This window comes from Bacteroides sp. HPS0048 (genome assembly GCF_964240755.1).
Lineage (GTDB): Bacteria > Bacteroidota > Bacteroidia > Bacteroidales > Bacteroidaceae > Bacteroides > Bacteroides nordii.
The window spans coordinates 1-1,501 of sequence record NZ_CAXSVC010000053.1 but is presented as its reverse complement, the minus strand read 5'-3'; the positions used below and the strand labels follow the sequence as shown (position 1 = coordinate 1,501).

The 1,501-nt window shown below is 47.1% G+C and carries 2 protein-coding genes and 1 pseudogene; 1 reads left to right on the top strand and 2 read right to left on the bottom strand.

Annotation, left to right across the window (positions count from 1 at the left end):
- Together ACESQI_RS22955 and ACESQI_RS22950 are read right to left on the bottom strand one after the other, a co-directional pair.
- Positions 1-198 (bottom strand): annotated as a pseudogene (locus ACESQI_RS22955) (hypothetical protein); the annotation flags it as partial.
- 18 nt (positions 199-216) lie between these two features.
- Positions 217-1,044, bottom strand: coding sequence for a DUF4121 family protein (locus tag ACESQI_RS22950; protein ID WP_005832098.1), 828 nt, complete (start codon positions 1,042-1,044; stop codon positions 217-219).
- Between the two features lie 68 nt (positions 1,045-1,112).
- Here ACESQI_RS22950 and ACESQI_RS22945 point away from each other — a divergent pair, with 68 nt between their 5' ends.
- Entirely contained in the window at positions 1,113-1,295 is a 183-nt protein-coding gene (locus ACESQI_RS22945) for a hypothetical protein (protein WP_080597288.1), read from the top strand.
- Positions 1,296-1,501 lie beyond the last annotated feature (206 nt).

Below are 1,501 nucleotides of genomic sequence, written 5' to 3'. Positions count from 1 at the left end.
ATATTGTTCGGCTTCTTCCTTGAAGACGGCGTACCAGCGGTCAATCTGGTCGAGTGTCTTGTAAAGCAGGTTTTGCTGCGTCTGGCAATAGACACGGTCCTGTTCCGTAATCTTGTCCTCGTTTCTCACTTGTACGCTCAGAATGCCTTGAAGCAGGTCGGGAGCGTTGCCGGCCTTGGGTGCTGTTGTCGTTTGCATATCTGTTAGGGTTAAATGTTAAAAATTATCCGGTTTAATCCGGTAGAAATAAGTGATGTGCTTTTCCATGTCCTTGACTATCTTGACCTGCTCGGGATGGAAGTTGAGCTTTCGCTCTACGGCAGGGATTTTTATCTTTTCCCATTCGGCGGAAGGTAAGAACACATATTCCCGACGGAAACACCATAACACGATTTGATTATCCCAATTTCCCTTGAACACCGTTCCTTCGTAGTCCTTCAGGAACTGCCGGAACTCGGCTTCGTCCCGAAAAGCGATGTCAAAGCCTTGATAGAGATTGCCGTTTTCCGATTCCTCCCTTTTGTGTAGGTAGAACTTCCGGTAGGTCTCGGTCGTGAAATCTCCATACCTGGGATTGGGTTCGGCATAAAACCATAACGGTACCTTAGCCAGAAATGACACCGAACCGTTGGCGCAAGCACCGCAATGCCCCCAGTCCTTGAACACCCCTTCCGTCCATTTCAGGAATTTCAGTTCCTCCGGATTCACGGAATGGAATGCGCCTCCGCTGACACTCAGACGGATATTGCCGTCCTCTTCCCACACGAAAGGCACATACGGCTGTTCGCATACGGAAAGATATCCTTCTTTTGCACTCCTGCTGTCAATAAGGGCGTTTCCGTAATAATCCCCGTGTTCGGTTACATATACCAGCCTGTCTCCGATTTGCGGTGTAATCTTAGAGCGTGTCCGCTCAATGAGTTCCACATAACTGTTGGCCATATCCACATCTTCCTGTGTCAGCCAATGCTGGTGGTCGTATGAAACATTCCGCTCTCTGAGTGTTTCGATACTGTACTTTTCTTTTGTTACCTGCTGTGACATAACAATTTATTTTTAGTGATCCGGCTTTTCGGGGCCGGAGTTCCCGTAACTACAGGCCATAAAAGGTCGTGTCCCGTACATGCAAGGTTGGCGGGAAAAATACCGCAAGCCCTCCGGGCGAGGATGATTTTTCCACGACACCCGGAGGGCTTGACCTTGCTTGTACGAGCAGGACACGGGTTACCTTTGCCTGTGAGTTACGGGGATTCGGCTACGGTATGGCTGTCATGTCCGCTGTATATGTTTCTTGAAATGACCGTGATATTTTATGCCCGAAAATTACCGGCAATCACGAAAAAATGCTACCTTTGCATCAAGAAAAAAGAGTTATTTGAAAGCATGAGGAATATAGTGATTCTAAACAGCTTGGAATTTTCTTATCCGTTGCCCGTTCTCATGCGAGTTTTCTACAAAGCGTTGATAATCAAATAAGATACTTCAGATTACAACAAATATA

What these genes read in the sequence shown, in the direction of transcription:
- ACESQI_RS22950 (WP_005832098.1), bottom strand. Translation starts at nt 1,044, where the DNA reads ATGTCACAGCAGGTAACAAAAGAAAAGTACAGTATCGAAACACTCAGA.